The sequence below is a fragment of the Streptomyces sp. NBC_00252 genome (genome assembly GCF_036187565.1).
In the GTDB taxonomy this organism is placed as follows: domain Bacteria; phylum Actinomycetota; class Actinomycetes; order Streptomycetales; family Streptomycetaceae; genus Streptomyces.
The window spans coordinates 9,526,544-9,552,427 of record NZ_CP108087.1 but is presented as its reverse complement, the minus strand read 5'-3'; the positions used below and the strand labels follow the sequence as shown (position 1 = coordinate 9,552,427).

26 protein-coding genes are annotated in these 25,884 nt (G+C 71.3%); 12 read left to right on the top strand and 14 right to left on the bottom strand.

All coding sequences use genetic code 11. The features are described 5' to 3' along the window. Positions 1-348 precede the first annotated feature (348 nt). On the bottom strand, positions 349-1,473 hold the full coding sequence (solA, locus tag OHT77_RS42600; RefSeq protein WP_328833736.1) for an N-methyl-L-tryptophan oxidase: 1,125 nt from the start codon (positions 1,471-1,473) through the stop codon (positions 349-351). A gap of 279 nt (positions 1,474-1,752) precedes the next feature. Here solA and OHT77_RS42595 point away from each other — a divergent pair, with 279 nt between their 5' ends. Further along, entirely contained in the window at positions 1,753-2,511 is a 759-nt protein-coding gene (locus tag OHT77_RS42595) for an SDR family oxidoreductase (RefSeq protein ID WP_328833735.1), read from the top strand. Positions 2,512-2,682: 171 nt separating this feature from the next. Then, positions 2,683-4,047, top strand: a complete 1,365-nt coding sequence (locus tag OHT77_RS42590) for an FAD-dependent oxidoreductase (protein WP_328833734.1) — start codon at positions 2,683-2,685, stop codon at positions 4,045-4,047. Between the two features lie 85 nt (positions 4,048-4,132). On the opposite strand, the gene OHT77_RS42585 is transcribed toward OHT77_RS42590, so the two are convergent. Next, positions 4,133-4,690 carry a dihydrofolate reductase family protein gene (locus tag OHT77_RS42585; RefSeq protein ID WP_328833733.1) on the bottom strand — a complete coding sequence of 186 codons (558 nt, stop codon included), beginning with the start codon at positions 4,688-4,690 and terminating at the stop codon, positions 4,133-4,135. Positions 4,691-4,764: 74 nt separating this feature from the next. After that, entirely contained in the window at positions 4,765-5,685 is a 921-nt protein-coding gene (locus OHT77_RS42580; RefSeq protein ID WP_328833732.1) for a sigma-70 family RNA polymerase sigma factor, read from the bottom strand. A 38-nt stretch (positions 5,686-5,723) separates the two neighbouring features. Between OHT77_RS42580 and OHT77_RS42575 the strand changes: the two genes are divergently transcribed. Next, the gene (locus OHT77_RS42575; protein ID WP_328833731.1) at positions 5,724-6,689 is read left to right on the top strand and encodes a DUF1152 domain-containing protein; all 966 of its coding nucleotides are present in this window, start codon (positions 5,724-5,726) and stop codon (positions 6,687-6,689) included. On the opposite strand, the gene OHT77_RS42570 is transcribed toward OHT77_RS42575, so the two are convergent. From OHT77_RS42570 to OHT77_RS42560, 3 genes are all read right to left on the bottom strand, one after another. Then, positions 6,628-7,524, bottom strand: a complete 897-nt coding sequence (locus tag OHT77_RS42570) for a hypothetical protein (protein WP_328833730.1) — start codon at positions 7,522-7,524, stop codon at positions 6,628-6,630. The genes OHT77_RS42575 and OHT77_RS42570 overlap by 62 nt on opposite strands. After that, positions 7,521-8,711, bottom strand: a complete 1,191-nt coding sequence (locus OHT77_RS42565) for a DUF2306 domain-containing protein (protein ID WP_328833729.1) — start codon at positions 8,709-8,711, stop codon at positions 7,521-7,523. Before OHT77_RS42565 ends, OHT77_RS42570 begins: the two co-directional genes overlap by 4 nt. Before the next feature lie 89 nt (positions 8,712-8,800). Continuing rightward, the gene (locus OHT77_RS42560) at positions 8,801-9,331 is read right to left on the bottom strand and encodes a PadR family transcriptional regulator (RefSeq protein ID WP_328833728.1); all 531 of its coding nucleotides are present in this window, start codon (positions 9,329-9,331) and stop codon (positions 8,801-8,803) included. Positions 9,332-9,577: 246 nt separating this feature from the next. Here OHT77_RS42560 and OHT77_RS42555 point away from each other — a divergent pair, with 246 nt between their 5' ends. After that, positions 9,578-10,009: a hypothetical protein gene (locus OHT77_RS42555; protein ID WP_328833727.1), complete on the top strand. Its 432-nt coding sequence runs from the start codon at positions 9,578-9,580 to the stop codon at positions 10,007-10,009. Positions 10,010-10,283: 274 nt separating this feature from the next. Continuing rightward, complete coding sequence (locus tag OHT77_RS42550; protein WP_328833726.1) at positions 10,284-11,519, top strand: hypothetical protein; 1,236 nt, start codon at positions 10,284-10,286, stop codon at positions 11,517-11,519. Here OHT77_RS42550 and OHT77_RS42545 read toward each other — a convergent pair. Further along, the gene (locus OHT77_RS42545) at positions 11,502-12,170 is read right to left on the bottom strand and encodes a maleylpyruvate isomerase N-terminal domain-containing protein (protein WP_328833725.1); all 669 of its coding nucleotides are present in this window, start codon (positions 12,168-12,170) and stop codon (positions 11,502-11,504) included. The genes OHT77_RS42550 and OHT77_RS42545 overlap by 18 nt on opposite strands. A gap of 99 nt (positions 12,171-12,269) precedes the next feature. Between OHT77_RS42545 and OHT77_RS42540 the strand changes: the two genes are divergently transcribed. After that, the gene (locus tag OHT77_RS42540) at positions 12,270-13,541 is read left to right on the top strand and encodes an alpha-L-fucosidase (protein ID WP_328833724.1); all 1,272 of its coding nucleotides are present in this window, start codon (positions 12,270-12,272) and stop codon (positions 13,539-13,541) included. A gap of 171 nt (positions 13,542-13,712) precedes the next feature. Here OHT77_RS42540 and OHT77_RS42535 read toward each other — a convergent pair whose 3' ends face one another. Continuing rightward, entirely contained in the window at positions 13,713-14,516 is an 804-nt protein-coding gene (locus OHT77_RS42535; RefSeq protein WP_328833723.1) for an AraC family transcriptional regulator, read from the bottom strand. Between the two features lie 156 nt (positions 14,517-14,672). Between OHT77_RS42535 and OHT77_RS42530 the strand changes: the two genes are divergently transcribed. The 3 genes from OHT77_RS42530 (at position 14,673) to tgmB (ending at position 16,328) form a co-directional block, all read left to right on the top strand. Continuing rightward, positions 14,673-14,969 (top strand): YkvA family protein, encoded by a 297-nt coding sequence (locus tag OHT77_RS42530; RefSeq protein WP_266775177.1) that lies wholly within the window; start codon positions 14,673-14,675, stop codon positions 14,967-14,969. 164 nt (positions 14,970-15,133) lie between these two features. Beyond that, positions 15,134-15,325 (top strand): putative ATP-grasp-modified RiPP, encoded by a 192-nt coding sequence (gene tgmA, locus OHT77_RS42525; protein ID WP_328833722.1) that lies wholly within the window; start codon positions 15,134-15,136, stop codon positions 15,323-15,325. 16 nt (positions 15,326-15,341) lie between these two features. After that, positions 15,342-16,328, top strand: coding sequence for an ATP-grasp ribosomal peptide maturase (gene tgmB, locus OHT77_RS42520; RefSeq protein WP_328833721.1), 987 nt, complete (start codon positions 15,342-15,344; stop codon positions 16,326-16,328). Positions 16,329-16,367: 39 nt separating this feature from the next. Here tgmB and OHT77_RS42515 read toward each other — a convergent pair whose 3' ends face one another. After that, positions 16,368-17,525, bottom strand: coding sequence for a serine hydrolase domain-containing protein (locus OHT77_RS42515; protein WP_328833720.1), 1,158 nt, complete (start codon positions 17,523-17,525; stop codon positions 16,368-16,370). Positions 17,526-17,725: 200 nt separating this feature from the next. Here OHT77_RS42515 and OHT77_RS42510 point away from each other — a divergent pair, with 200 nt between their 5' ends. Further along, positions 17,726-19,765: a SpoIIE family protein phosphatase gene (locus tag OHT77_RS42510; RefSeq protein WP_328833719.1), complete on the top strand. Its 2,040-nt coding sequence runs from the start codon at positions 17,726-17,728 to the stop codon at positions 19,763-19,765. A 4-nt stretch (positions 19,766-19,769) separates the two neighbouring features. On the opposite strand, the gene OHT77_RS42505 is transcribed toward OHT77_RS42510, so the two are convergent. Next, positions 19,770-20,237, bottom strand: coding sequence for a hypothetical protein (locus OHT77_RS42505; RefSeq protein WP_266775171.1), 468 nt, complete (start codon positions 20,235-20,237; stop codon positions 19,770-19,772). 144 nt (positions 20,238-20,381) lie between these two features. Between OHT77_RS42505 and OHT77_RS42500 the strand changes: the two genes are divergently transcribed. Continuing rightward, a complete protein-coding gene (locus OHT77_RS42500; RefSeq protein ID WP_328833718.1) occupies positions 20,382-21,350 on the top strand; it encodes a GlxA family transcriptional regulator in 969 nt (322 codons plus the stop codon). A 5-nt stretch (positions 21,351-21,355) separates the two neighbouring features. Here the strand turns inward: OHT77_RS42500 and OHT77_RS42495 are convergent, their stop codons facing one another. The 4 genes from OHT77_RS42495 to OHT77_RS42480 all read right to left on the bottom strand — a co-directional run bounded on the left by OHT77_RS42495 (position 21,356) and on the right by OHT77_RS42480 (position 25,163). After that, complete coding sequence (locus OHT77_RS42495; RefSeq protein WP_328833717.1) at positions 21,356-21,601, bottom strand: DUF5133 domain-containing protein; 246 nt, start codon at positions 21,599-21,601, stop codon at positions 21,356-21,358. A gap of 107 nt (positions 21,602-21,708) precedes the next feature. Then, the gene (locus OHT77_RS42490) at positions 21,709-23,478 is read right to left on the bottom strand and encodes an ABC transporter ATP-binding protein (protein WP_328833716.1); all 1,770 of its coding nucleotides are present in this window, start codon (positions 23,476-23,478) and stop codon (positions 21,709-21,711) included. Positions 23,479-23,567: 89 nt separating this feature from the next. Further along, entirely contained in the window at positions 23,568-24,425 is an 858-nt protein-coding gene (locus tag OHT77_RS42485; RefSeq protein ID WP_328833715.1) for an aldo/keto reductase, read from the bottom strand. 243 nt (positions 24,426-24,668) lie between these two features. Next, positions 24,669-25,163, bottom strand: a complete 495-nt coding sequence (locus OHT77_RS42480) for an FBP domain-containing protein (RefSeq protein ID WP_328833714.1) — start codon at positions 25,161-25,163, stop codon at positions 24,669-24,671. A gap of 71 nt (positions 25,164-25,234) precedes the next feature. On the opposite strand from OHT77_RS42480, the gene OHT77_RS42475 reads away from it, so the two are divergent. After that, on the top strand, positions 25,235-25,810 hold the full coding sequence (locus OHT77_RS42475) for a TetR/AcrR family transcriptional regulator (protein ID WP_328833713.1): 576 nt from the start codon (positions 25,235-25,237) through the stop codon (positions 25,808-25,810). The last annotated feature ends 74 nt before the right edge of the window (positions 25,811-25,884 follow it).

Below are 25,884 nucleotides of genomic sequence, written 5' to 3'. Positions count from 1 at the left end.
GTGAAGGATCCCTGTTCTGCCGCACAGCGTAGCGAGCCAACGGGCCTGTCACCAGAGCGTTTCAGTCCCTCCCGTGGTCCCCGAAGGCAGTGACTGACGGGAAGCGGACGGGGAGTTCGACCAGTTCCTGGGGGCCGTGCGCGCCCTCGCCGTCGAGTTGACGGGCGTCGCCGGGGCGCATCGTGCAGGCCGCCGTCTCCGCGACCAAGAGCCCGGCCGCGACCCGTTAGCGGCGCACCTGGCGGGCGAGCGTGGTCTCCAAGTCCACGGATTCGTCGGCCTGTTCGCGGGTGATCTCCCGGTCGGGCGGCGCGGGTTCCTGGTCGTGGTGGTCGGTGCCCATGGCGGTCATTCCGGCTGGTGGGCCACGGGCCGCCGGGCCGTGCGGAGCGCGAAGCGCGGGTGGGGCTCGGCGCGGCCGAGGGCGAGGTCGGCGGCCATCGCGCCGATGAGCGGGGTGAACTTGGCGCCATGGCCCGAGCACGGGGAGACGACGACGAAGGGACCGGTCCGGTCGAGCACGAAGTCCTCGTCGGGGGTGCTCGTGTAGAGACAACTCGCCTCCGCGACGGGTGTCGGGTCGAGGCCCGGGAGCGTGCGCTCCACCCACGCGCTGACCTTGTCGCGCGAGGCCGGATCGACAACTCCGGTGCGGGTGTCGGCAGTTGTGGGGGTGCCCTCGTCGTGCTGGGCGACCTTGACCGCCGGGAGCGGTCCGCCGTCGCTGCCGGACGGGAGGCCGTAGAGGTTCAGCCGGTCCGAGTGGACGAAGACGGGCCAGCTGGTCGTCTCGGGGTCGCGGCGGCGGTAGTGGAAGACCTGCTGCTGGGTCACCTGGAGGGGCGGCAGAGGCGCCGACAGGCCGAGCGGCGCGGCGAGTTGGGGCAGCCAGGCACCGGACGCGACCACGACCGTGTCGGCGACGACGGTGGGGCCGTCCGTGCGTAGCGCTACGCGGCCGTCGTTGAGGATCTCCGCTCCGGTGACGCGGGTGCCGGTGAGGACACGGGCGCCCAGTTCGGCCGCTCGGCGGACGGCGGCGGCCACCGTCGCGTCGGCATCCACCGTGCCCGCGTCCGGGTGATGCAGCACGGGCCCGTCGAAACGGAACTGCGGCCAGCGGTCCGCCGCTTGGGCCGCGGTGAGCAGTTCGTGCGGTACGGCCGCTGCCGCGAGGATGTCCGCGATGCCCTCCGGGTCGCGGCCCGCGCCGAAGTCCAATCCGCCGGTGAGGCGCAGCAGTTGGGCGCCGGTGTCGTGCTCCAGTTCCTGCCAGAGTTCGCGGGCCTCGCCGGTGAGGCGGACGTACAGGGGGTCGGCGTAGGCGCGGCGGTAGATCCGTGAACTGCCGTGGGAGCTGCCGGACTTGTGGCCGATGTCGTACGCCTCGATGAGCGTGACCTCGTGGCCCTGGCGGGCGAGCTGCCAGGCCGTGGCCGCGCCCATCAGACCTGCTCCTACGACGGCGATCACAGGGCGGCTCCGGGGGTGCCGGGCATCCAGGCGGCGACGGGGGCCGGAACGGTCGTCAACACCGGGCCGGTGGTCTTGGGCGGTGCGGCTGCGGTATCCATCGCCATGGGGCTCCCAACGTCCGGGTTTCCTGAGGGGAATCATCATCTCCCATCAGGAAACTTGGTCGCCGAGCGGCTCAACTGCCGCCCTCCGTTGTGGATATGGCGTTCTCAAATGGCGAGAGGTAGCCTCTCATCCGATCGCCAGAGCTCGTTCCGTCTCGCCGGGGAGGCCGTCATGGCAGGCACGATGCAGGGCAAGGTCGCCGTGATCAGCGGAGGTTCGACCGGCGTGGGACGGGCCGTCGGGGCGCAACTCGCCGAGAACGGGGCGGATGTGGTGCTGCTCGCCCGCCGCGCCGACCGACTGGAGGCGGCGGCCCGGGAGATGACGGGGTCGGTGGTGACGATCCCGACCGACGTGAGCAGCGGCGACAGCGTCCGCGCGGCGTTCGCTCAGATCGAGGAGCGGTTCGGGCGGGTGGACATCCTGGTGAACAGCGCCGGGGCGGCCCGCATCCGCGCCATCGAGGAGACCGCCGACGAGGACATCCACGCCTGCATCGGCACCAATCTCCTGGGCCCGATCCACACGGTCCGCTCGGCGGTGCCGCTGCTGCGGGCGGCCGGTGGGGGTGACATTCTCAACATCTCCTCCGAGATCACGCTGGACCACATGCCGCTGATGGCGATGTACGCGGCCGGCAAGCACGGCCTGAACGGCTTCACCGCCGCGATGCACAAGGAGCTCCGCGGCGACGGGATCCGGGTCGCGCTGGTGCTCCTGGGCTCGATCTCGGACAGCGCGTTCTTCGAGAACTTCTCCGGCGAGGACCGGCAGCGCGCCGCGCCCGTGTGGGAGGCGGACGGCTACCTGACCAGGGTCGGAGCCATGAAACCGCTCCCCTCCGCGACGGTCGCGCGGGTGATGTTCCAGTTGCTCAGCACACCGCCGGAGGTCGTCCAGGACGTGGTGCACATCCGCCCGGCGGGCTGAGGCCGGCGGCCCGCCGCACGTGTGCGGGACTCGCCCGATCCATGCATCGGACTTCGACACCCCATAAGTCAGCCTTATGAGGTCATAGACCGGACCCGCATACCGAGTAAGGCATGCCTTAGTTTAGGCTTCCCGTCGAGTCGCTTGTTTTCGCTCGAAGGGAACCTGATCATGCCGCGCCCCCTGCGGGTAGCCATCGTCGGAGCCGGCCCCGCCGGGATCTACGCCGCCGACGCCCTGCTCAAGTCCGAGGTGGCCGCCGAACCCGGCGTGTCCATCGATCTCTTCGAGCGGATGCCCGCGCCCTTCGGCCTGATCCGGTACGGCGTCGCCCCCGACCACCCGCGCATCAAGGGCATCATCACCGCCCTGCACCAGGTCCTGGACAAGCCGCAGATCCGCCTCTTCGGCAATGTCGACTACCCGACCGACATCAGCCTGGACGACCTGCGCAGCTTCTACGACGCGGTGGTCTTCTCCACCGGCGCCACCGCCGACCGCGAGATGTCGATACCGGGCATCGACCTCGACGGCTCCTACGGCGCCGCCGACTTCGTCTCCTGGTACGACGGCCACCCGGACGTCCCGCGCACCTGGCCGCTGGAGGCCGAGAAGGTCGCCGTCCTGGGCGTCGGCAACGTGGCTCTCGACGTGGCCCGCATCCTCGCCAAGACCGGCGACGAGCTGCTGCCGACCGAGATCCCGCCGAACGTGCACGAGGGCCTCAAGGCCAACAAGGCGCTCGAGGTCCACGTCTTCGGCCGTCGCGGCCCGGCGCAGGCGAAGTTCTCCCCGATGGAGCTGCGCGAGCTGGACCACTCCCCCAACATCGAGGTCATCGTCGACCCCGAGGACATCGACTACGACGAGGGCTCGATCGCCACCCGGCGCGGCAACAAGCAGGCCGACATGGTCGCGAAGACCCTGGAGAACTGGGCGATCCGCGATGTCGGCGACCGCCCGCACAAGCTGTTCCTGCACTTCTTCGAGTCCCCCTCCGAGATCCTCGGCGAGGACGGCAAGGTCATCGGCCTGCGCACCGAGCGCACCGCGCTGGACGGCACCGGCAACGTGAAGGGCACCGGCGAGTTCAAGGACTGGGACGTCACCGCGATCTACCGCGCGGTCGGCTACCTCTCCGACAAGCTCCCCAAGCTGCCCTGGGACATCGAGTCGGGCACGGTCCCGGACGAGGGCGGCCGGGTGATCGAGGAGACCGGCGAGCACCTCCAGTCGACGTACGTCACCGGCTGGATCCGGCGCGGCCCGGTCGGCCTGATCGGGCACACCAAGGGCGACGCCAACGAGACGGTCGCGAACCTGCTCGACGACCACGCCAACGGCCGTCTGCACACCCCCGTCTCACCCGACCCGGAGTCCGTGGACGCGTTCTTCGCCGAGCGGAACGTCCGCTTCACCACGTGGGACGGCTGGTACAAGCTGGACGCCGCCGAGAAGGCCCTGGGCGAGCCGCAGGGCCGCGAGCGCGTGAAGATCGTCGAGCGTGAGGACATGCTCGGGGCGAGCGGCGCCTGATCCTCGCCTCCGCACAGTGGAAGCACTCCCGTACAGCTGCATCCGAGGGGCCCGGCGGCCGTGACCGCCGGGCCCCTCGCGCAGGTCAGCGCGTTGCCCTGCCGTACCGCGCGAACACGGTGTGGGCCGCCTTCTCCAGGGCCAGGCACTCCAGGTGGACGGGCGGCCCGCCCGCCGGGAAAAGGCGTTCGCCGGTGCCGAGGACCGTGGGGAAGGTGATCAGCCGGTACTCGTCGACGAGGTCCTCCGCCATCAGCGTGCGGACGACGGGCAGGCTGCCGATGATGATGACATCCCGCTCCTCGCGCTTCACGGCGTCGACGAGGTCGCCGTCGAGGACGCCCGAGTTCGCCCATGCCGACACATCGGTGAGGGTGCGGGACGCGACCAGCTTCGCCGCGGCATTCATGCGCGCGGAGAACTCGTCGTCGCGGGCCGGCCACAGCCGCGAGAACGCCTCCCAGGTCCTGCGGCCGAGCAGCATGACTCCGCCGTCGAGCATGCTGCCCAGCCGGAACTTGTCGCCGGCGATCTCGTCGCGGCCGTAGCGGAGGATCCAGCCGCCGTCCGGGGTGCCCTCGGACCCGTCGGGGTCGGAGACGATCCCGTCCAGGGTGGTGAACTGGATGACGATGACGCTCATGATGGGTGTCCTTTCGGTCGGTGCTCACCCGTACGTACCGGTGGCGTCGGCCGAACTCATCGCCGCGAGTGGGGTCAGTTCGAGGAAATCCGTCGGGGCAGGTCGAAGGTGTCCAGCACCTGCGGATCGGTGAAGACGACGTTGCGGGTGATGCGGCCGCCGGCGACCGTGAACACCTGGAGGCTGTGCAGCCACCGGTCTCCGTCGGGGGCCGCCGCGTACGCGGCGAGCGCCGGTTGCCCGTTGGCGGCCAGGGGCCTCAACGCCCAGTCGGTGCCCCGGAGTTCGAAGACCCTGCGCATGAACGCGCCGTAGTGCCCAGTGCCGTTGAACCAGAGCGGGACCGGCGGCATCTCCAGGACCACGGCGTCGGCCAACAGCCTTACCAGGCCGGGGACATCGGCCGCTTCGAACGCCCGCAGATAGCGGTCGACGACCTCGCGTGCCCCGGGGTCGTCCGGTTCGGCGATGGCGTCGTCGTCGCCGACGTCCGTGAGGGAGGCGCGGGCGCGCTGGAGTGTGCTGTTGACGGCCGGGACGGTGGTGTCGAGCTGGTCGGCGACCTCGACGGCGCTGAACTGCAGCACCTCGCGCAGCACGAGCACGGCCCGCTGCCGCGCGGGCAGCCGTTGCAGGGCGACGACGAGGGCGAGCCGCATGTCTGCGCGGGCCTCCATGTCGTAGCGCGCGTCCGGGAAGGGCTGCAGCCAGGGGACGTCGGTCGCGGGGGTGAGCGGTGTGCCGGGGTCCTCGCCCGGCGCGCCGAGGCCGGACGGCAGGGGGCGGCGCGCGCGTCCTTCGAGCGCGGTGAGGCAGACGTTGGTGGCGATGCGGTACAGCCAGGTCCGCACGGACGCGCGCGAGGGGTCGTAGCGGTCGCGGGCCTTCCACGCGCGCAGCATCGTGTCCTGGACCAGGTCCTCGGCCTCGTGGAACGAGCCCAGCATGCGATAGCAGTACGCCACCAGTTCGCCCCGGTACGGCTCGAAGTCCACCCGGCCATCATGGCGTACGGGCCTGCTAACGTCCCCCGGTGTTCTCCCTCCTCGAACCCCCGTTCCTCAGCCGGCTGCGCGCTGCGCGCCGGATCCTCGTCGCCGGTGCGGGCGGCGGATTCGACGTCTACGCCAGGCTGCCGCTGGCCCTCGCGCTGCGCTCGGCCGGCAAGGAGGTGCACCTCGCGAACCTGTCGTTCGCCGATCTGTACGGCCTCGACCAGGACGTGTGGGTGGACCGGGAGGTCGCCGCCGTACGCCCCGACACCCAGGCCCGGGGCGACTACTTCCCCGAGCGGTCGCTCGCGCGGTGGCTCGACCTGCACGACCTTCCGTCGACCGTGTACGCGTTCCCGCTGACCGGTGTGCAGCCGCTCCGGGACGCCTACCGCACGCTGATCGGGCACCTCGGCGGTGTCGACGCGGTCGTGCTGGTGGACGGCGGCACCGACATCCTGATGCGGGGCGACGAGCACGGGCTGGGCACTCCGGAGGAGGACATGGTCAGCCTCGCGGCGGTGAACGGGCTCGACGATGTGCCGGTGCGGCTGGTGGCGTGTCTGGGGTTCGGTGTGGACGCCTATCACGGGGTCAACCACTCGCTGGTGCTGGAGAATCTGGCCGCGCTCGATCGCGAGGGCGCCTACCTCGGCGCGTTCTCCCTGCCGCGTGAGAGCCGTGAGGGGCAGCTGTATCTCGACGCGGTGGCGCACGCGCAGGAGAGCACGCCGGAGCATCCGAGCATCGTCAACGGTTCGGTGGCGGCGGCCGTCCGCGGGGACTTCGGTGACGTCCGTTTCACCGAACGCACGCGTGGCGGTGAGCTGTTCGTCAATCCGCTGATGGCGCTGTACTTCTGCGTGGACGCGCCGGGGCTCGCGCGCCGCAACCTCTACCTCGACCGGTTGGAGAAGACCGCGCTCGTCCGCCAAGTCAGCACGCTCATCGAGGAGTTCCGCGACGGACTGCCCCGGCAGCGGCCCCCGCGCGCCTATCCCCACTGACCGAACCGAGCAGCAGGCGCCCGCTCGCCCCCGCGACGAGCAGGCCGGTCAGCATGCAGACGAGGCCGAGGGCAGGACCGGAGGACCAGTTCACGGCGGACGCGCGGAAGGCCAGCACCACGGCCGCGGCGATCGCCGTGCCCGGAAGTGCCAGGAGCGCGGGGCGAGTTCGGTCGAGGTCGTCCTCGGCCAGGGCACCGAGGACACCGACACCCAGCGCGAGAGCCCAGACGCCGAGGGCCTGCGCGTCGACCCGGTTCACGGCCCAGGGGACGAAGTCGGCCCAGAAGGAGGGCCGGGTCAGCAGGCCCGCGCCGATGCCCAGCCAGGCCGAACCCAGCACGGCGAGCGGGGGTTTCGACCAGGCCGGGAGCGGGGCCGTGCGGGGCGGGGGCGGTCCGGCCGGGGTGAGGTGCTGCCAGGTCAGGGTGATCAGCGCGGCCACGCTCAGCAGACCCAGCGTGAACAGCCAGCCCAGGCTGAACAGGACGGGGATGATCGAGCCGCCGCGCGCGATGTACAGCCGCCCCGCGTCGAGCAGCGTCACGGCGAACAGACCGACGAGCACGATCCCCAACGGGTTCACCAGCGTGCGCACTTCCTCCCACCGGCGCGCCTTGGCGACGGTGAACAGGCCCGGCGCGGTGCCGAGCATCGCCGCGCCGATCAGCCCCGGGCTCACGGACTCGGGCGAGGGCCAGGCGCCGAAGACGTGGCCGGTGAGACTCACCGCGCCCAGGAGTCCGCCGACGAGGAGGCTCACGACCGCGACGGTGGTGGCCAGGATGGCGACTCCGGCCGTGAGGGGACGTCCGCCCTCCGGTGCGCTCGTCATGAGCGGACCTCCGCAACCGGCGTGGACAGACGGGCAGTTGAGGCCGATGCGGCGGGCGCGGTCCGCTTCAGCAGCTCACGGGCGTACATGACGCGCAGGCTCACGACCATGGTCGCCATGAACGCGAGCATGCCGCAGCCGATGGCGACACCGGCCGACAGGGCCGTCAACCGGTCGAGTCCCAGGGCGCGTTGGAACACGGAAGCCGCGCCGACCGACAGCACCGGCGCCAGACACAGCGCCGTCAGATGCAGCCGCCACTCCTCCCGGGCCCAGTGCCTGCCCTGACGTCCGGCGCGACGGGCGTTGACGGCCATCACCGCGTAACTGACCGCGAAGGGAAGGAGATAGGCCCACATAAGCCGCCGTCCGGTCGCGCCGAAGTCGAGATACGAGCGCGCGATCCACAACAGGGCCGCAAGCCCGGCGAGTTGGGCGACGGCGAGCACGGGCAGCGGCGCCCAGGAACCCGACACGCCCTCGACCGTCGTACGGCGGTCCCGGGCGCGGGAGGCGATCAGCGCGCCGAACACGACCACCGAGCCCAGGTGCGCGATCGCCACCTGGTTGATCTGTTCCATGGTCAGGCCGGGCAACAGCCTTGGCAGGAAGCCCCATTCGAGGCGGAGCAGCGGTGCGGTGAGGAGGTAGGCGTAGCAGAGGAGCATCCAGCGCTGATGCAGGTCGGGGAGGCCGCCGATCGCGGCGAGGATGCCGAAGGTCACACTCAGGACGGTGCCGACCAGGATGGTGGCGAGCACGATCCAGAACGCGGGCCCGCTGAACGCGTCCTTCGGGTCGGTGCGTGCCAGGTAGATCGCGGCGCCTGCCATCGAGACGTACACCGTGACCGCGAAGACCACGCCCAGCGTGCGGTGCAGCCGGGTGCGTCGGCGGGCGGCGGTGAGGAGTTGGGCGGGACCGAGCAGCATGAGGGCGCCGCCGAGGACCGAGTGCACGATCATCGGGACGAGGCTGTGGCGGTAGGGCGCGATGCGGCCCGCGAGGGCGTCGGTGACGTAGCGCGGATTGACGACGCGGCCCATGACCCACTCGCCGAGGGCGGGGGCGCCGGGGCGGGCGTAGGGCCAGAGTTCGGTCATCGCGATCGGCGCGTACGCCACGCACACGGCCGTCACCGCGATCATCGTGGCGCGGCGCCATGTGCTGCTCGTCGGACGACGCACGGCGGCCCCCCTGCTGGCTCAGGGCCTCGGCCCGGCCCTCGATGGTCTCTTCTGGACTATCGAGACGGTAGAGGCGGCCGCCGTCGGGGTCAACGGTCCTGCGTGCGTTCGTCGCGGTGGCGCACCCACTGCCAGAAGTCGACCATCATCCGCTCGTACCGGATGCCGAACTCCAGCGCCTCGCGCTGCCCCGGGGTCAGCAACTCGCCCACGTCGTCGGCGAGTTCCTCGTAGTCGTGCAGGGTCTTCTCGTGCTCGCCGAGCTGGACGGGGGCGAGGACGTCGGGCGGGCCGCCGAACCAGAGCTTGAGGATGCCGCGTTCCCTGGCCTCGACCGGCACGAACTCCGGGTCGTCGAGCCAGCCCCGCAGGGCGGCCCTGCCCTCGCCGGTGAGGGTCAGCACCCGGCGGTTGCGGCCGCTCTCCTGGCGTACCTGCGACAGCAGCCCCGCCGCCAGCAGCCGGTCGCACTGCGCGTACACCTGCGCGTGCGGCACCGACCAGAACGGCGCGACCGTCCGCGCGGCCTCGACCTTCACGTCGTACGGGCTCGCCTCGCCCAGCTTGTCGATGATGCCGAGGACGAGGAAGGAGGAGGTGGTGAGCCGCGCGTCAGACATGCGCCGACCGTATCGCGGTGTCGAACGAATACTTGAGGGCCGTAAATGCTGTGAACTGCCCCACGACGGGTAGTTCTTAACTCAGCGCCTTCTCCGCGTGAACACCTCCACTACAAAGGAACTGTGGTCTTGGCTCTCGCGTACCCTGACGCCCCATCAGCCCGCAGGCCCGGGCGTACCTGGACTATTCGCATCACAGGTCACCGCGACCGTACGGCGTCGGTCAGCTGCTCCTCCGGGTGCGGCATGCCGGCCCGGTCGCGGGACATCGCGGCCCTGCGCCGCTTCGCCGAAGCCCATGCGGCGGCCCACGTCAGAGCGGCGACCGTACGCCCGGACGCGGCCTGCGGCTGCCGTCGTCAGCGGTGCGCGGCGCACGAGGGGACCCGGGTCGACTGCTCGGGCTCGGTGCTGCTCGTGCTGCGCCACGATCCCGCGGTCGGCCAGGTGTGGACCCTGGCCGAGGTCTGCGCTGCCTGCGCCTCGCTGATGTCGCACACCCGCGTCGTCGGCCGCCCGGCAGCGCGCACCCGCCCGCCCCGCGAGGAGACCGTCGTCCCCCTGGAGGTGCCGGCCGCGCCGAGCGCCCGGCCGGTTCCGGCCGGATTCAGCGCGCCCGCGCCGCCACCGGGAGCCGCGCCCCGGCCGGGCGGCGCGGACAGGCATCGACGGCGGTGAGACCCGGTGGCACACGGAAGGGACCCGCCCCGAGCGGATGGTGGGCGGGTCCCGTCCGCCCCCTCATTGTGCGGACCGGGCCAGGTCACAGACACGCGTGAAACCCGGCCGCCCGGAGTGAACCGATCACACCCCGCGCGTATGCTCGCGCGGTATCGCCGAAAAACCGGGCATACGAGACTTCACCACCCCTTGCCCGGCCCCCGCTTGACCCGCCAAGATCTCCGACGGTGATACTGGTGGGTCAGCACCGCCCCCGCACGCAGATTGGCCTATGTCGAACTCCTCCACAGCTCCGCCCCTGATCCCTCACACGGTCTGGCTCGCTCGCGGCCGCCATGTCGGGGACGACGACGCCGCGGATGTCGTGCGGCGGCAGCTGCAGCGACTCAAGGACCGCGAGGTCATCGACGACCACCTGGAACCGAACGAGGACCAGGACCGGGACGCCGGCCCGCCCCAGGACCACGAGCCGGTCCGCGATCCGCGCGACCGGGTCTTCGAGGCACGGTGGCGGGTCGAGGGGACGGTGACCGTACGGGCGCGGCTGACGCTTCCGCACGTCCCGGAACCCGGCACCGGCTCCACCTCCGCCGCTGCGGATTCGGACGAGGGACAGGAGTGGATCCTCGTCGCCGAGGCCGAGCGGGGCTGGGACGTCCGGTGGCCCTCCCCCGCGACCATGTTCTGGCCCGAGGACGCGGACGCCGGCTGGGACCATGTCACGGTTCCGGGCCTGCGCTTCCGGCAGGTCAACCCGCTGCCCTCCGACGAGAAGGAGCTGCGGCGGCTGTTCCGCAGCTGTGCGCAGGACGGCTGGAGCGTGCACGTCGTCGTGCACGAGGCGATGACCCCGGACGCGCTCGGCCGACTGCCCCTGGCGCGGATGCTGCCCGCGGGTCTCCAGGACCGGGTGGTCGAACACCGGGCCACACCGGATCAACTACGCTCCGTGAACTGGGCGTTGCTGCGCGAGTTCGACTTCCAGGTGCCGCGCGGCGGTGCCGTGGTGCTGCCGACCAGCCCGGTGGCGGACTCGTACGACGTGCGCGAGTTCTCCGTACGCAGTGTCTTCCTCGACGGCTCCGAACCCACCGAACTCATCGACGTGCTCTGCCGTTACGCCGCCTCCGAGCGTCCCCTGCCGGAGGGCGCCGAAGCCGCCGTCACCGCGCTCCGCGAGCAGTGGAGCCTGATGACGATGGACGAGGAGCTGGCCCGGGAGCGCAGGCTCGTGGCCATGTACGCCGAGGCCCTTGAGGCCATGACGAAGTCCCGCGACCTGTACCGGGAGTCCGCGGACCGGGCCAACGAGGCACTGGCCGCACTCCGCGAGTCCGCCGGTGCCGCCGCCGCGCCCGGGGCTCCGCCGCTGTCGGGCGGGTCGCCGTTCCAGCGGACGTTCGGCCGGCTGAGGGACGCGACGAAGGGGCTGCGCCCGAGCGCGCCGGCCGAGGAGGACCGGAACGACCCGCAGCCTGAGGGTGGCCGGTCAGCTGAAGAGCGGTAGGCGGTCCGCGTCGGGACCGAGGGACCGTCGTTCGGCCTCGGTGAGGGGTGCCCGGCCGGTGGCGGCGCGCGCGTAGTGCTCGTCGGTCCAGTCCAGGGGGACCGGGCGGCCCAGCAGCCCGTCGAGGGTGGTGCGCACCGCGGCCAGTCCGGTCGCGGACGGGCCGGGGGCGTCGGGCAGATGGGGGACAAGGTCGAGGTGGTGGATGCTCGCCTCGACCGCGAGGGTGGTCATCAGATCGGCGGCGGTCAGTACATGGCCCTGGGTGGCGACCCGGAGTTCCGGGTCGGTCGCGGCGGCCGCGGTCTCCAGGTACAGGGCGCGCAATTGCCGGAAACAGAGGAACATGCTCGCCCCGACCCTGCTCCAGCGACGGCCGTTCGCCGCGCCGGCCGGGTCGGGCGCCCAGTCCCGCCAGTAGGTGACGGCGTCGCGGTCCGCCGGTCCGGACGCGGGCGTGTGCAGGGCGACCAGCGCACGCTGGGCGTCCCCGAGACAGTGGAAGACCAGATCGCGCGCCGCCCAGCCCGTACAGGCGGTCGGCACCCAGGACTCCTCGTCCCCCAGCGGCTCGACGACGGCCATCAGCGCCTCATAGGACTCCCGCAGCACCCGCACCGGGCTCGGACCGCTTCCAGGAACATCTGTCATGCCGCCACCCTATGCAGCGCGGTCACCGTGGTGAAAACGGACCACCAGTGGTGATCACCGCCCACGCGCACCAGCCGCCTCCCGTCCTAGCGTGGCGGCATGCCGATGCAACCCTGGTTCCGCGATGCCAAGTTGGGCATCTTCGTCCATTACGGGATCTACGCCGTCGACGGTGTGCCGGAGTCCTGGTCGTTCTACACGGGCCAGGTGCCGCACGATCGCTACATGCGGCAGCTCGACGGGTTCACCGCCGCACGCTACGAACCCCGCGCCTGGGCCCGGCTGTTCGCGCGGGCGGGTGCTACGTACGCGGTGCTGACCGCCCGCCACCACGACGGTGTCGCCCTGTGGGACTCGGCCCACGGTGACCTGGACGTGGTCCGCCGCACCCCGGCCGGGCGCGATCTGGTCGGCCCGTACACGGAGGCGCTGCGCGAGGAGGGCCTCAAAGTCGGCCTCTACTACTCGCACTCCGACTGGAACCACCCCGACTACGCCAGCACGGCGCATCCGCAGCCGCCCGACGAGGAGATCCGCACCAACCCGTACGCCTCGGCACGGCCCGGGCACGAGGACCCGGCCGCCTGGGCGCGCTACCTCGCCTACCGGAACGGCCAGGTCGGCGAGTTGGTCGACCGGTTCCGGCCGGACCTGTTGTGGTTCGACGGCGAGTGGGAGCGCAGCGAAGAGCAGTGGGGCATGCGGGAGTTGGCGGAGCTGATCCTCGCCGGGAATCCGGACACCGTCCTCAACGCCCGCATGCTCAGCCACGGCGACTACGCGACACCCGAGCAGGGAGTGCCGTTGCAAGCCCCGGACGGGCCCTGGGAGTTGTGCCTCACGGTCAACGACTCGTGGGGTTTCCAGCACGGGGACGAGCACCACAAGTCGGTGCGGCAGCTGGTGCGTTACTTCACGGAGACGATCGGGATGGGCGGCCGTCTGCTGCTCGACGTGGGTCCGCGGGAGGACGGGACGATAACTCCCGCGCAGACGGAGCGCCTTGAGGGACTCGGCGCGTGGATCGCCCGGCACCGGGAGGCGGTGTACGGCACGGTCGCGGGGCTGCCCGCCGGGCACCACTACGGCCCGAGCACCCTCTCCGCCGATCGCCGCACGCTGTACCTGGTGTGCTTCGACCCGCCGCGCGAGTCGGTGTCGGTGCGCGGGCTCCGTACGCCCGTGAAGCGGGTCACCGTGCTCGGAACCGGTGCGGAACTGGGCCATGACGTCATCGGCGGGCTCGGGGAGGTGCCGGGTGTGACGTGGATCGACGCGCCGGGTGCTGCCGACGTGGACGAGGTCGCGACCGTCCTCGCGGTCGAGCTGGACGGGGAGTTGGACGTGTACCGGGGCGCGGGGCGGGACTGAGGGCATGCGGTGCCGACAGCAGCTCGCGACGGCTCCCGGCCTGCGGCCCTTGAAGTCCGCCAAGCCCCTCACCGGCGCCCACTGGGACCGCCTGGTGCGGGCACCTGGCGACACCGGCTCGCACGCCCTCCCGTCAGGCCCTTCACGCCCCCAGGAACGCTCACACCACCCTCAGATGCCGCCCACCCGCGCCCGAACTGCCCTGGGCGAAGCCCCCAGTTCGCGCCGGCACGCCTTGTTGAAGGCCTGCAGGTCGCCGATGCCGACGGACGAGGCGATCGCCGGGACGGACAGCGTCGACTCGCGCAGCAGGTGCCGGGCGCGTTCCATGCGGCGGTGCCGGATGTAGGCGACGACCGTGGTGCCGGTCTCGGCGCGGAAGAGGCGGATGAGGTGGTTGTGCGAGACGCCGGCCGCGTGCGCCACCTCGGGGACGGTCAGTTGGGCCGCCAGGTGCGACTCGATGTGGGCGACGGCGAGGGCGACCGCGGGGTGGGGTCCGGCGGCCCCGCCGTCCGCCGGGGTCGCGAGGTCCGCCACCCGCCACAGCACGGCCCACAACTCGGCTGCCGCACGGGCCGAGTTGCGGGGCGCCGCCGCGACTGCGCGCTGCATGAGGTCGGTCAGCACCGGCGTCTGCGTGCCGGCGTCCTGCATCAGGGGAACCGTCAACAGCTCACCGGCGGACGGGAGTTCCAGGTGGGCGAAGAGATGTTCGGAGCGACCCCGGTAGTGGAACCGCACGAGCGCGCCGGGCGGCACCAGGCTGACCTGGCCGGGCCTGATCGCGTGCGGCACGCCGTCGACCGTCAACTCGGCCTCGTAGCGGTACAGATGGAGCTGCCACAGGTCTGGCAGCCGGAACACGTCACGCGCGCTCACCGTCCCGTGCACGCCGACGCCCAGGCTCGCCACGCGCGGTGGGGCGTCGAGGCCGATCCGTACATGGGTTCCGGTGGGGTTGATCGTGCTCACGGTGAAAAAGTACCAGCGCCTGACACGGGGTCAACGACTGTCAAGACTCTTCGAGGCGTTCGGGTGTGATGTTCCCCTCGTCGGCAATACCGAGGCCGTAACAGGGCATCCGGATAAGGCACATGCCGTGCGGCCGGACCGGAAAAAGGGGCGCCAGTGGACTCGACCACGACCGTGATCGTCATCGTCGCGGTGCTCGCGGTGCTGCTGCTCGCCGTGGCCTTCGGAGTGTTCGTGCGGCTCGTCCGCACCCGGCGCTCGATGCGGCGCGCAGGCCTTCCCACCGGCCCCAAGTGGGTTTTCTGGGGTGCCGTCCTGTACTTCGTGCTGCCGACCGACCTCATGCCCGACCCCGTCTATCTGGACGACATCGCCGTGCTCCTCCTCGCTCTTCGCACGATGCGCAACTCCCTCGGCGAGCAGGAGAAGGAACTGCCGGGCGAGCTCGACTGACCCCCGTAAGCGTGGCGCGCTCCTTACTTTGACTACGGAGAGTAAGGAAACCATTCACTCGTTCGATTCGTATAAGTCTCTGGAAGCAGACGGAAGTCAGCGGGCCAAGCGACCTCGCAGGGTGGCCACCGCTTGCACGAGGCAGTACCGACGAGGGAGAGACGATGCAACCGTTCGCGCTCAACTACGCTCGCCCGGCAGCACAGTTGGAGTTCACCGCTCCGTACAGCTACGACTCCGGACTGCAGTTGAACGTGCTCGCCGACGGACGGGTCGCCGCCCATGATCTCGCTCTGCTGAGAGAACTGGGGACCACGACGTCCACCGCGGGATCGAAGACTCACTTCGACGACTGAACACGGAACGACGAAAATGACCGTCCTGGTCCTTACCTGCGAAGAGGACGTCACGGCGGACATGGTGGTGGTCCACCTGCACGCGTCCGGCGTCCCCGTCGTCCGGATCGATCCCGCCGACCTCACCGGCGGGGTCGCGTTGTCCGGGGAGTACGTGCACGGAGCCTTCCGCGGTCATCTGTCCGCCGGAGGGCGGCTGGTGAGCGTGAGCGGACTGCGGTCCATCTGGGTGCGCAGACCCGGCACCCCGGCGACCCGCGCACCCCAGCCCTCCGCATGGCTGACCGAGGAGGCCTCGCAGGCGCTCTACGGCATGCTCCGCGGCTCCGGCGCCCGCTGGATGAACCACCCCGACGCGTCCCGCCGTGCCCGTCACAAGCCCTGGCAGCTGCGGCTCGCCCAGCACAGCGGACTGCCCGTGCCGGCCACGCTCATCACCACGTTCCCGCAGGCCGCCCGCGAGTTCTCGCGGCGCTTCCCGGACCTGGTGGTCAAGCCCGTCTCCGGTGCCCATCCGCAGGATCCGCCCCGCGCGGTGCCGACGAGCCGGGTCGCGCCGGACACCGACTTCTCCGCCGTCGCCTACGGGCCGACGCTCCTGCAGCGCCGGGTCGCCAAGCGCGCGGACATCCGGCTCACCGTGGTGGGCGACCGCATGCTCGCCGCCCGCACGGCGACCGCGCCGGACGCCGACCCCGGCGAGGTCGACGTCCGTTTCACCACCTCCGCGCAGCCGTGGCACCCCGTCGAGGTCCCGCCGCGCATCGCCGAGTCCGTCCTGACGTACATGCGGGATGCCGAACTGGCCTACGGCGCCTTCGACTTCGCCGAGGACGCCGACGGGACCTGGTGGTTCCTGGAGTGCAACCAGTCGGGCCAGTTCGGCTTCGTCGAGGCCGAGACGGGCCAGCCGATCGCGCGGACCATCGCGGAGTGGCTCGCGCTGCCCGCCGACTCGGAGCGGGAGGGGCTTGTCAACGGGTCGGACAGCGCGGCCACTTGAGCAGTAACGGTTCACCTGGGGCGGTGTGAGCGCCCCGGGTCAGGAGTGGCGCTCCGCCCCGTATGTCCCGAGGAGGCTGCACACGGCGTCCTCCTCGACCGCGCGGACTTTGGCCAGCAGTTCCGGGTTCCCCGCCTGGTTCACCTGAGTTGTCAATGAGAAAGTGAGGGCCCGCCGGCCGTCGGGGGTCGCCGCGATCAACTGTGTGTAACCGAGAGTGTTCCCCGTATGTCCGAGTACGACCCCGCATTTCGTGTCGTAGCGGAAGAGGGCGAGTCCGGCGCTGTTGCGGCCGGGGCCAGCCGGCTCGGAGGCGCCGGGGATCCAGTGCCGCTGCTCGCGTACGGCGGCCTTCGAGGTGAGGGCTCCGGCGGCGTATCCACCGATGAACGCGGCCAGGTCGCGGGGCGAGGAGGTGATCCCGCCCGAGGCCCACACGCCCGACATGCCGATCGCCTCACTGACGTCCTGCGGCCCGGCCGGATCGCCGACCACGTAGCCATGCATGTACGGCTCGGGCATCTCGTACCCCTGCGGCAGGCTCGTGTCGCGCAGCCCCAGCGGCTTGTACACGTTCCGGCGCAGCAGGTCCTCGTAGCGCACGCCGGTCGCCGCCTCGGCCATCAGCGCTACGGCGATGTTGTCGGAGTTGGAGTAGCGGTACTGCGAGCCCGGCGTGAAGCGCAGCGGCTGGCCCGCCACGAAGTCGAGCAGGCGCCGGGAGTCGAAGTGATGGTGCGGGTCGGCCTGGATGATGTCGCGGAAGCGGGTGCTCTCGCTGAAGTCCGGGAGGCCGCTGGTGTGTTGGAGCAGCTGGCGCAGGGTCACCTTCCGCCAGGCCCGGGGCTGGCGGGGCAGCCGGGCGCCGATCGTGTCGTCGAGGGAGAGCCGGTGCTCCCGTACGAGGCTCAGGGCCACCGCTCCGCTGAACGCCTTGCTGGTGCTCGCGGTCCGGGTGTGGTCGTCCGGTGCGAGGGGGCGGCCGGTGGTGATGTCGGCGGTGCCGGCGCTCAGGACGCGCTGGTGGTCGCCGTCGCGGAGGACGACGATCACGCCGGGCGGACCGCCGGGGGCGGCGACCAGTGCGTCGAGGCCGCGCTGGAGGGAGTGGTCGTCGGCCGCGGCGGGCGAGGCGGGGACGAGGGCGCCCACGCAGGTGGCGACCAGGAGGGAGACGAGGCGGAGCGGGAGGGGCATGGAGTGTCCTGGGGCAGTGGGGTCAGGGCACGACCAGAATCCGGGGGCCCGCCGCTGTCCGCGCGGTCGTGTGCTCCATCCGGCCCCCTCCCCCTGTTCGCCGCCCATGGTGTTGCCCCGCCGCCCGGGCTGTGCCGTAATCGGATGACCCGTGGTGCGGATCTTGGCGGTGCCGTGCCGCGCCGGAAGGAGCGGCTGGGATGGACGCGTACGGTGCCGGGGACGGTGTCTCGGCAGCTCCGGGCGGGCTGCTGGACCTGTTGCGGGTCGCTGCCGTGGTCCTGGACGCCGGCGGGTACATCACCCTGTGGAGCCCCGAGGCGGAGCAGTTGCTCGGCTACTCCCCCGAGGAGGCGCTGACCCAGCGCGCGGACCGGCTGCTGGTCTCGCCCGACGACCGGGTCAGGGCGCGTGAGCTGTTCGCCCAGGTCGGTACGGGCGCCCGCTGGGCCGGGGTCTTCCCGCTGCTGCACCGGGACGGTACGGAACGGCCGGTGGAGTTCCGCACGATGCGGCTGCGCGACAGCCACGGACAGCCGCATCTGCTGGGGCTTGCGGCGGACGCCTCGACCGTACGGGGTGTGGAGCGGGACCTGGCCCTGTCCCACAGCCTGGTGCGGCAGACGCCGGTCGGCATCGCGGTATTCGACACCGACCTGCGGTGGGTCGCGGTCAACCCGGCCCTGGAGCGCATCAACGGCGTGCCGGAGGAGCAGGTCATCGGCCGCCGGGTCGGTGAGGTGCTGCCCGGCCTGGACGTGGCGGCCATCGAGTCGCGCATGCGGCATGTGCTGATCACCGGCAAGCCGCTGCTCGACCAGCAGACCGTGGGCCGGACGGCGGCCGACGTGGTGGACCGGGCGTACTCGGAGTCGTACCACCGCATCGAGGACGCGCAGGGCCGGGTCCTCGGGCTGGCGATGGCCGTCCTGGACGTGACCGAGCGGGAGCAGGCGGCGGCCGAGGTCGCGCAGGCGCGCCAGCATCTGTCCGTCGTCGCGGAGGCCGGGGTGCGGATCGGGACGACGCTCGACCTCCAGCAGACCGCGCGGGAACTGGCCGACGTCGCCGTGCCGCATGTGGCCGACCTCGCCGCCGTCGACGTACTGGAATCGGTCGTCACGGACGGCACGATCACCCCGGTGACCGAGGACGCGCAGGTCGAGTTCCGCGCGCTGGCCGTCGCGGCCGGCTATCTGACCGACGCGATCCACGCGGCGGACCCGGTGGGCGAGTTGGCCACCTACGGCCCCAACCGCATCATCACCCGCTGCGTCCGCGAGGCCGGACCGATCCTGGTCGAGCGGGTCGATCCGCCGACGATGCGCCGCATCGCCCGGGACGGCCGCGCCGCCCAGACCCTGCGCACGGCGGGCGTCCACTCCTACCTCGCCGTCCCGCTGATGGCCCGCGGCGAGGTGCTGGGCACGCTGAGCCTCTACCGCACGGTCAACGAGCGCCCATTCGACGAACAGGACCGCGTCCTCGCCTCCGAACTCGCCGCACGGGCCGCGATCTGCATCGACAACGCCCGTCTCTACGGCCGCGAACGCACCACCGCGCTGACCCTGCAACGCAGCCTGCTGCCACCCGCCCCGGCGCAACAGCCGGGGCTCGACATCGCGGCCCGCTACCTCCCGGCGCTGAGCGAGGTCGGGGGCGACTGGTACGACGTGCTGCCACTGGGGCCGGGCCGTACCGGGCTCGTCGTGGGCGACGTGATGGGCAAAGGAGTCCAAGCCGCCGCCATCATGGGGCAGTTGAGCACCGCGACCCGCGCACTGGCCCGACTCGACCTGCCCCCGGCCGAGTTGCTGCACCACCTCGACGACCTCGCCGGGTCCCTGGGCGACGCGATCGCCACCTGCGCGTACGGCGTCGTCGACCTAGGGCGCGGCACCTGCGAACTCTCCAGCGCCGGGCATCTGCCGCCCGTCCTGATCCGCCCCGACGGCACGGCGGAACTCCTCGACATCCCCGGCGGGGTCCCGCTGGGCGTCGGCGGGGTGGCGTTCGGCACCGCCCAAGTCGACTTCACCACGGGCGCGCTGCTCGCCCTGTACTCCGACGGTCTGGTGGAGAACCGGGGCGAGTCCATCGACGTCGGACTGCACGCGCTGACACGGCTGTTGCAGAGTTCCCGCCGCCCCCTGGAGCAGACCGGCGACATGCTGCTCAACGCGTTGCGCCCGGAGCCGGACGACGACGTGGCGCTTCTCCTGGTCCGCGTCACCGGCTGACCGGTCACGCGCCCGTGGTCGAGCCCGGGCGAATGATCATGAGGACCGTGACGGTGGCCCACAGGAGGTTGAAGATGCCGGTGAACATGGCGAGTTGAACGGTTCCGGAACGCTCCACGGGTGTCTGGGCGCCGAGTTGCTCCAGGAGTTCGTCCTGGCGCGGCAGCACGAAGGCGATCAGGATGCCGGCCGCGACCGCGGTGAGCGTGATGGAGGCGATGAGCCAGCCACTGCCCAGGACGCCCATGGCGGAGGCGGTCGCGAAGCCGAAGAGGGGCACCGCCAGCCCGACCGCGCCGTAGACCCGGCAGATGCGGTGCAGCAGTCGTACGGTCGTCACGCCCGCGTCGGGTCCGTCAGGGCCCGTGAGGGCTCGGCGGGCCGCCGGGGGGAACATGCTGGCCGCGACGGTGACGGGGCCGACCGCGACGATGGCGGCCAGGACGTGCAGAGTGAGAAGGATCTTGGTCACCGGCCCAGGCTAGGGAGGTCCGGCACGGGAACACAGAGGCTGAAACGACAGCTTCCGACGGATTCTCGCCACCGGGCTTGACCAGGCGGCAGTGGAAAAAGGCAGTGTCACACCCTTGGCGGGAATCCGCCTATGGTGGTGTTCATGCACACCGTCGCGATCCTCGCCCTCGACCACGTGGTGCCGTTCGACATGGCCACACCGATGGAGGTGTTCGGCCGTACCCGGCTGCCGGACGGGCGGAGCGCCTACCGGGTGCGGGTGTGCGGCGAGACGCCGGACGTACGGACGGACGGGTTCGCCCTGCGGGTCGACCACGGGCTCGAAGCGCTGGCGGACGCCGACACCGTCATCGTGCCGGGCCGCTCCGAGCGGGCCGCGCCGCCCTCCCCCCGGGTGCTGGAGGCACTACGGGAGGCGGCAGCGGCCGGGACCCGGATCGTGTCCATCTGCGTGGGCGCCTTCGTCCTGGCCGAGGCCGGACTGCTGGACGGGCTGCGCGCCACCACGCACTGGGTGGCCGCCGAACTGCTCGCCCGCACCTACCCGTTGGTCGAGGTGCGGCCGGACGTGCTGTACGTCGACAACGGACAGATCCTCACCTCCGCCGGGGCCGCCGCGGGCCTCGACCTGTGTCTGCACCTGATCCGGCGGGACTACGGCTCGGCGGTCGCCGCCGACGCGGCCCGGCTGTCGGTCATGCCGCTCGAACGCGAGGGCGGGCAGGCCCAGTTCATCGTCCACCGGCACCCGCCCGTCCCGCAGGGCTCGACCCTCGAACCGCTTCTCCAGTGGATCGAGGACAACCTCTCCCACGAGATCACCCTCGGCGCACTCGCAGCCCAGTCGGGCATGAGCGAGCGGACGTTCAGCCGGCGCTTCCGCGACCAGACGGGCAGCACACCGCTCCAGTGGCTGTTGCGGGCCCGCGTGCGGCGGGCCCAGTATCTGCTGGAGAACAGCGACCACACGGTCGAACGCATCGCCCAGCAGGCCGGGTTCGGCTCCCCCACCGCGTTCCGCGAACGCTTCCGCCGGGTCGTCGGCACCAGTCCGCAGGCCTACCGCTCGGCGTTCCACGGCAGGCCGCTCGCCGCGGCGACCTCGTCCTGACCTGACTAAGCGGCGGCGGCCCGGCCTTCCGCGATCACGGTCTTCGGGGTGCTGCGCGCCGCCGCCAGCAGGGCGTCCGCCTTGACGATGGCCTCCCGGATGCCGGTGGTGCCCATCATCACGCAGAGGGTGTAAACGACGTCGTTCAACTCGGCGGCCGCCTGCGGATGTTGCCTCTCCGCCTCGGAGATACGCAACACCGCGTACCGGGTGAGCAGCTTCCTGACGACCTTCGGGTCCGGCACCAGCACGGGGCGCCCCTTTCTCGATTTTCCCTCCGAGTGCCCGGCCGGCGCCGGACCAAGCACACGAATACGACACACCGACGCGCCCTTGACACAACGCTATCGGTATGAGCTCAGGCGGCCTGCCCGGTGTGCAGTGCCGTGTACGCCCCGCCCCGGCGCAGGAGTTCCTCGTGCGTGCCGACCTCCAGGATCTCCCCGTCGCCCATCACCACGATCCGGTCGGCGCTCCGGACGGTGGACAGCCGGTGCGCGACCACGAAGGTCGTACGGCCGCGCAGCAGCCGCCCGAGGGCCTGCTGCACGAGGGCCTCCGAGCGGGTGTCCAGCGCGGAGGTCGCCTCGTCCAGGATCAGCACCTTGGGGTCGCGGATCAGCGCCCGTGCGATGGCGAGGCGTTGACGCTGGCCGCCGGAGAGCCGGGCCCCGCGCTCGCCGACCAGGGTCTCCATCCCTCGCGGCAACTTCTCGACGAACTCTAGGGCGTTGGCGTCGCGCAGTGCCGTGCGGACCGCCTCCTCGTCGGCGTCGTCCATGCCGTAGGCCACGTTGTCGTGGATCGTGCCGTCGAAGAGGATCGACTCCTGGGGGACGACCGAGACGAAGCGGCGGTACGTGCGCAGGTCGAGGGTGTTCATGTCGGTGCCGTCGAGCAGCAGTTGGCCGGTGGTGGGTCGGATGAAGCCGATGACGAGGTTGAGCACGGTGGACTTGCCCGCGCCGGACGCGCCGACGAGGGCGATCGTCTCGCCGGGTTCGACGGTGAGCGTGAAGTCGTGCACGGCGGGCCGGAGTTCCTCGTCGTAGGAGAGGCCGACGTGCTGGAAGGTGACGGCTCCGCGCACCTCGGTGACCTCGGTCCTGCCCTCGTTGTCCTCCAACTCGGGGGCCTGGAGCACCTCGCCGACCGAACGGACCGATTCCAGGCCCTTGGTGATGACCGGGGCCAGGCTCGTGAGGGTGGTGGTGGAGTTGGTGAGCGTGGTGAGGAAGGCGCTCAGCATGACGACGTCGCCCGCGGTGACGCCCCAGACGCCGTAGTACGACACGAGCGCCGCGCCGGCGAGGACGAGGACGCCTACGACGTTCAGGACGACCCAGGCCAGGGAGCCGAAGCGGCCGTTGAGGAGGTCGAGGCGCATCCCGGAGGTGAGGAGCCGGCTCAGGGTGCCGTCCATGCGGCGCAGCGCCTTGCCCTCCAGGCCGTGGGCGCGGGTGACCGGGATGAGGCGGGTCATCTCCGTCACCCGTGAGGACAGGGTCTCCACCTCGTGGCGGAAGTGCTCGTTGTGGGTGCGCAGGCGGGCCCGCAGCCGGGAGACGAGGAGCGCGGCGACCGGCACGACCACGATGAAGACCGGCACGAACTCCGGGGTGCGGAAGCCGATGATGACCAGGCCGCCGGTGAGCACGGTGATCGCGCCGAGCCCGGTCTCGGCGGTCTGCTGGACCATCTGCTCGACGGTCTCCACGTCCCGGACCACCTTGGCCTGGAGGACGGCGGCGCTGACCCGGGAGTGGTAGCCGATGGAGAGCTGCTGCATGCGCGTGCACAGGGCCGAGCGCAGGTCGGTGCCCATGCGGCGGACGCTGCCGTAGAGGAGGCGGACGTAGAGCACGTGCAGGGGGTAGTTGATCAGCAGGATGAACAGGATGATGCCGGTGCTCGTCCAGAGGCGGCTGACCGGCTGGTGCTGGACGACCGTGTCGATGATCGACGCGGTGATCAGCGGGAGCAGCCAGATGGGGCTGTGCTTGACCGTGAACACGGCGACGGCCAGGGCCAGCCGTCTTCGGTCGGCGCGGAACAGGTAGGCAAGGGTGCGGATCGGGTGTTCGTCGCGGTAGCGGTGGTCGAGCGGTTTCTCCGTGGATGACGCCATGAGCCGTGATCCTTCCCTTGCCACCGGGTGGCGGGCAAGCGCTTTCTACGCCGACCCGCCATCACGGCACCTCAGACGTCACGGCTCACTCAGACGGCGTCCAGCTCCGCGATCTCCTCGGCGGAGAGGGTGAGCTCGGGCGCGGCGGCCGAGTCACGGATCGTCTCGGGGCGGCTGGCGCCCGGGATCGGTACGACGACCGGCGACTTGGCGAGCATCCAGGCCAGGCACACGCGATGCGGGCTGGCACCGTGCCGCTCGGCGATGCGCGCGAACGGCGCGTAGGAGGAGCCGAGTTCACCGGCGCGGGTGATGCCGCCGAAGGGGCTCCAGGGCAGGAACGCGATGCCGAGTTCGTCGCACAGGTCCAGCTCCGGCTCGCTGGAGCGGAAGGCCGGGGAGAACTGGTTCTGCACGGAGACCAGACGGCCGTCGAGGATCTCGTTCGCCAGCCGGATCTGCTCCGGGTTCGCGTTCGAGATGCCGGCCAGGCGGATCTTGCCCTCGTCGAGCAACTCCCTTACCGCGCCCACCGAGTCCGCGTACGGGACCCTCGGGTCGGGGCGGTGGAACTGGTAGAGCCCGATGGCCTCCACGCCGAGCCGGCGCAGGGACGCCTCGCAGGCCTCCTTCAGGTACGCGGGGCTGCCGTTCAGGGTCCAACTGCCGTCGCCGGGGCGGAGATGGCCGCCCTTGGTGGCGACCAGGACGTCCGCGCCCCGGTCGTGCGAGGCGAGGGCCTTGGCGATCAGGGTCTCGTTGTGTCCGACCTCGTCGGCGTGCAGGTGGTAGGCGTCCGCGGTGTCGATCAGGGTCACGCCCTCGTCGAGCGCGGCGTGGATGGTCGCGAGGGAGCGGGCCTCGTCCGGCCGCCCCTCGATCGACATGGGCATACCGCCCAGGCCGATCGCACTGACCTCGACGTCACCGATGCGGCGGGTGTCCATGCGGGTGCTCCTCCTCCAGCTGTCACGCGGGACCGTGCCGTCCGGCACCGCCGGGGCCGGGTCTCGGGCACGGCGGGCGGGACGCAGCCTCCAGCGTGTCCGGCCAGGGTCCGCAGGTCCAATAGAAGAAATCGAATGGATCCAGCAGCGGGACTGCTCAATCGGAACCGGCGGACGGGAGTTGGTCGGTGGGCAGGCTGCGCGGTGAGGCCTCCTCGCCGAAAACCCTTCAGTGCGGGCTCTTCAGCGCGCGGCGACCTTGGCGATGAACGTCGTGACGTTGGTGACGGTCCGCTGGATCTTCTCCTCCAGGGTCAGCGACTCGGGCAGCCTCGCGCCGACGCCCGCGTCCTTCTTGCCGCGGACGTACAGCGAGCAGGCGAGGTCGGTGCATATGTAGGCGCCCACGGAGTTGCCCTGCTGTCCGGCCTTGCCCGCCTTGGGGGCGGTCATGAGCGAGACGCCTCCGGTGTGGGTGGTCATGCACATCGAGCACATGCTGCGCCGTGTCTGCCAGGAACTGGAGCCCGGGCTGCGCAGGGCGAGCGCCGTCGGGCGGCCGGCCAGCTCGATGACGAGGTAGGCCCGGTCCGGGGCCTGGGGGTCGCGCCAGCCGAGGAAGTCCAGGTCGTCCCAGGGCCGTTCGTCCAGGTCACGGGGGACGGTCAGGCGTTTGGCCTCGCCCTTGGTGCAGTTCACGAAGGCTGCGCGGATCTCGCGCTCGGTCAGGGGTCTCATGAATCGGAGGCTAGTTTGCCTAAAACCTTTAGGCAAATGCATAATAGGTTTCGTCGATTGGGAGGAAGGTCATGGCCAGAGCAGGACTGACACCGGAGCGGCTGACCGTCGCCGGGGCGGAGCTGGCCGACGAGGTCGGCTTCGAGCACGTGACCGTCTCGGCGCTCGCCCGGCGCTTCGACGTCAAGGTCGCGAGCCTGTACTCGCATCTGAAGAACTCCCACGACCTCAAGACCCGGATCGCCCTGTACGCGCTGGAGGAACTCGCCGACCGGGTCTCCGACGCCGTCGCCGGACGCGCCGGCAAGGACGCCCTGGCCGCCTTCGCGGACGCCTACCGCGACTACGCCCGCGAACACCCCGGCCGGTACGACGCGGCCCGGCTCCGGCTCGACCCCGAGACGGCCGCCGCCAGCGCGGGGGTACGGCACTCCCAGATGACCCGGGCGATCCTGCGCGGCTACGACCTGACGGAACCGGACCAGACCCACGCGGTCCGCATGCTGGGCGGCGTCTTCCACGGCTACGTCAGCCTGGAGCTGGCCGGAGGCTTCGACCACAGCGCGCCCGACGCGCGGGAGTCCTGGACCTGGATCGTGGACTCGCTCGACGCGCTGCTGCGGAACCGGGCCGCGCCCCCGAACTGACGTATTCCCGAACCGACATACCCCGTCCCGGATCCGAGCGCGATCCGGTGCCGGACCCGGCCGTACTCCGCACC

Coding starts and splice junctions, on each gene's coding strand:
- OHT77_RS42550 (WP_328833726.1), top strand. CDS start 10,284: ATGTCGAACTCCTCCACAGCTCCGCCCCTGATCCCTCACACGGTCTGG.
- OHT77_RS42595 (WP_328833735.1), top strand. CDS start 1,753: ATGGCAGGCACGATGCAGGGCAAGGTCGCCGTGATCAGCGGAGGTTCG.
- OHT77_RS42590 (WP_328833734.1), top strand. CDS start 2,683: ATGCCGCGCCCCCTGCGGGTAGCCATCGTCGGAGCCGGCCCCGCCGGG.
- tgmA (WP_328833722.1), top strand. CDS start 15,134: ATGCAACCGTTCGCGCTCAACTACGCTCGCCCGGCAGCACAGTTGGAG.
- OHT77_RS42515 (WP_328833720.1), bottom strand. CDS start 17,525: ATGCCCCTCCCGCTCCGCCTCGTCTCCCTCCTGGTCGCCACCTGCGTG.
- OHT77_RS42560 (WP_328833728.1), bottom strand. CDS start 9,331: ATGTCTGACGCGCGGCTCACCACCTCCTCCTTCCTCGTCCTCGGCATC.
- OHT77_RS42485 (WP_328833715.1), bottom strand. CDS start 24,425: ATGGACACCCGCCGCATCGGTGACGTCGAGGTCAGTGCGATCGGCCTG.
- OHT77_RS42490 (WP_328833716.1), bottom strand. CDS start 23,478: ATGGCGTCATCCACGGAGAAACCGCTCGACCACCGCTACCGCGACGAA.
- OHT77_RS42500 (WP_328833718.1), top strand. CDS start 20,382: ATGCACACCGTCGCGATCCTCGCCCTCGACCACGTGGTGCCGTTCGAC.
- OHT77_RS42570 (WP_328833730.1), bottom strand. CDS start 7,524: ATGACGAGCGCACCGGAGGGCGGACGTCCCCTCACGGCCGGAGTCGCC.
- OHT77_RS42510 (WP_328833719.1), top strand. CDS start 17,726: ATGGACGCGTACGGTGCCGGGGACGGTGTCTCGGCAGCTCCGGGCGGG.
- tgmB (WP_328833721.1), top strand. CDS start 15,342: ATGACCGTCCTGGTCCTTACCTGCGAAGAGGACGTCACGGCGGACATG.
- OHT77_RS42585 (WP_328833733.1), bottom strand. CDS start 4,690: ATGAGCGTCATCGTCATCCAGTTCACCACCCTGGACGGGATCGTCTCC.
- OHT77_RS42540 (WP_328833724.1), top strand. CDS start 12,270: ATGCCGATGCAACCCTGGTTCCGCGATGCCAAGTTGGGCATCTTCGTC.
- OHT77_RS42475 (WP_328833713.1), top strand. CDS start 25,235: ATGGCCAGAGCAGGACTGACACCGGAGCGGCTGACCGTCGCCGGGGCG.
- OHT77_RS42545 (WP_328833725.1), bottom strand. CDS start 12,170: ATGACAGATGTTCCTGGAAGCGGTCCGAGCCCGGTGCGGGTGCTGCGG.
- OHT77_RS42555 (WP_328833727.1), top strand. CDS start 9,578: ATGCCGGCCCGGTCGCGGGACATCGCGGCCCTGCGCCGCTTCGCCGAA.
- OHT77_RS42480 (WP_328833714.1), bottom strand. CDS start 25,163: ATGAGACCCCTGACCGAGCGCGAGATCCGCGCAGCCTTCGTGAACTGC.